The organism is Streptomyces sp. SID486, assembly GCF_009865385.1.
GTDB lineage: Bacteria > Actinomycetota > Actinomycetes > Streptomycetales > Streptomycetaceae > Streptomyces.
The window spans coordinates 1-2,312 of record NZ_WWJT01000575.1 but is presented as its reverse complement, the minus strand read 5'-3'; the positions used below and the strand labels follow the sequence as shown (position 1 = coordinate 2,312).

Annotated in this window: 2 protein-coding genes and 1 pseudogene; 2 read left to right on the top strand and 1 reads right to left on the bottom strand. The window is 77.2% G+C overall.

Annotated features, from left to right (window positions below):
* Positions 1-234: 234 nt before the first annotated feature.
* Complete coding sequence (locus GT045_RS26840) at positions 235-1,503, top strand: hypothetical protein (RefSeq protein ID WP_237538902.1); 1,269 nt, start codon at positions 235-237, stop codon at positions 1,501-1,503.
* Between the two features lie 52 nt (positions 1,504-1,555).
* Positions 1,556-1,843 (top strand): DUF1232 domain-containing protein, encoded by a 288-nt coding sequence (locus tag GT045_RS26835; RefSeq protein WP_161288542.1) that lies wholly within the window; start codon positions 1,556-1,558, stop codon positions 1,841-1,843.
* A 131-nt stretch (positions 1,844-1,974) separates the two neighbouring features.
* On the opposite strand, the pseudogene GT045_RS26830 reads toward GT045_RS26835, so the two are convergent.
* Positions 1,975-2,312: pseudogene (locus tag GT045_RS26830) on the bottom strand (hypothetical protein); the annotation flags it as partial.

Below are 2,312 nucleotides of genomic sequence, written 5' to 3'. Positions count from 1 at the left end.
CGTCAGAGCGGGAGGACGCGGCGGGCAGGGAGCCCCAGGGGGGCGGCGGCCGTGCGCCCGGCACCGGGAGCCGGCTCCCCTGACGCGCGCCGCGCACACCCCAGCCGGACCGCGCGCCCCCCTCTGCGCCGGTCGCACTCCCGGCGACGCGCGGGGCCGGGCCCCCGGCGGCCGTGTCACCGCGTCCACCAGTGATACTGGGAGGCGCACCCGCCCCCATCAGCAGATTGGCTCATGTCGAACTCCGCCAGCGACCACGCCACCGTCCCACAGACCCTCTGGGCTGCCCGGGGCCGCCACACCGGCCCCGCTCCCGAGGACGTCGTCCGCCGCACCCTGCGACGGCACAAGGAGAGCGGGGCCATAGACGACTTCGCCGAGCCTTCGGCGGCCGAGGATCCCGCCCGGCGGGTCTTCGAGGCCCGCTGGCGGGCCGACGGCACGGTGACCGTGCGGGCCCGGCTCACCCTCGTACCGCTCGACGGCCGGCCGCGGGGCCACGAGTGGCGACTGGTCGCGGAGGCGGAGCGGCCGTGGGACGAGGCATGGCCCTCGCCGGTCGCCCTGTTCTGGCCCGAGGGCGAGGACGATGACGGCGACGGCTCCTGGGACCATCACCCGACACTCGAGGGACTGCGGCTGCGCCGGGCCAACGCACTGCCCGAGGACGACAAGGACATGCGCCGCCGGCTGCGCGAGGCGGCCCGGCAGGCGTGGTGCGTCCACGTCGTCGTGCACGAGGCGATGACGCCGGACGAACGGGGCCGGCGGCCGCTGGCGCGGCTGCTGCCGCCCGGTCTGCGGCACCGCGTGGTCGAGCACCGGGCCACGCCCCAGCAGCTGCGCGGGGTCAACTGGGCGCTGAAGGACCTCGGTGTCGAGGTGCCGCGCGGCGGCGCGGTGCTGCTGCCGCCGGACCCGGCGCCGGAAGGGTACGACGGCGGCCGGCACAGCGTGCGCAGCGTGTTCCTGGACGGTTCGGAACCGGCCGAGCTGCTCGCCGCGCTGCGGCACTTCGTCGCGCTGCCCCGGCCCCTGCCGCGGGACGCCGGCGAGGCACTGACGGACCTCCGCGAGAACTGGACCCTGCTGACCGTCGGTGAAGAGCTGGAGCGCCATCGCGGGCTGGTGACCATGTACGCCGACGCGCTGGAGGCGATGACCAAGTCCCGGGACCTGTACAAACAGGCCGCCGAGCAGGCGCTGGAGGCGCTGGCCGCCTACCGTGACGTCCCCGCGCCCGCCGTTCCGCAGCAGCGGCCCGGGTCCCGGACACCGGGCGCGCTGCAGCAGCTGACGCGCACGTTCGAGCGGCTGAAGCTCACGGCCCTGGGCCGGCAGCAGGCCGAGCCCGCCGCGGACGTACGGCCGGAACACGCGGCGGACGGCGTGCCCGGCGGCACCGCCGGAGAGAACGGCTCGGACGCGGGCATCCGTACGGACACGGACGACCAGAAAGACCGGGAGGGCAACCGCGAGGACGCGGAGGGCGGCTCGTCCTAGCCGTCCGCCCCGCCCGAGGAGGAGCCGCCGTCCCGCCCGAGGAGGAGCCACGATGGACACGACCACGACCCTGTGGGTGATCGCCTTCGGCGTCGCGGCGGTGCTGCTCGCCGTCGCCGTCGGTCTGCTGGTCCGGCTGGTGCGGACCCGGCAGACGCTGCGGCGGGCGGGGCTGCCGACGGGCCCGCGATGGGTGTTCTGGGGCGCGGTCGCGTACCTGCTGCTGCCCACCGATCTGCTGCCGGACCCCATCTACCTGGACGACATCGGCGTCCTGCTCCTCGCCGTACGCAGCCTGCGCGCGGCCCGGCCGCTGCCGCGGGGCACGACGGAGTCCTGACCGACGAGGGCCCGGCGGCCGTACCGTCTTTACCCGGTCCCCCGGCCAGCGCGCCCCCGCACGGCACCCCCGGCTCAGCGCACACCAGCGCCACCACACCGCGCGGCGCACCCCCTCGCCGCACCCCCGGCTCAGCGCACGCCCTCGCCGTGGGTGTCGCCCGCGTTCAGGGCGGTCAGCAGGACCGACAGCGCGCCCAGGGCGGCTGCTGCCGCCGCCGGGCCGGCCAGCCAGGGCGGGGCCAGGGTCGCCGCCGCCAGCCGGGCCGGGACCGGGAGGCCGAACCGGCCACCGAGCACCTGCCCCGCGGCCAGCACCGACGTCACGCCGACGGCGGCCGTCGCCGCGACGAGCCGGGCCGGCGCCGCGCGCGCCGTGAGGGCCAGCGCCAGCAGCCCGCACAGCGCCGAGGCGAGGAGGGTGGCGCCGAGGACGCCGTGGGGCAACCCGGTCCAGTAGCGCGGGACGT

Bases quoted from the DNA above. Each gene is read 5' to 3' on its own strand.
- GT045_RS26840 (WP_237538902.1), top strand. From the start codon at position 235: ATGTCGAACTCCGCCAGCGACCACGCCACCGTCCCACAGACCCTCTGG.
- GT045_RS26835 (WP_161288542.1), top strand. From the start codon at position 1,556: ATGGACACGACCACGACCCTGTGGGTGATCGCCTTCGGCGTCGCGGCG.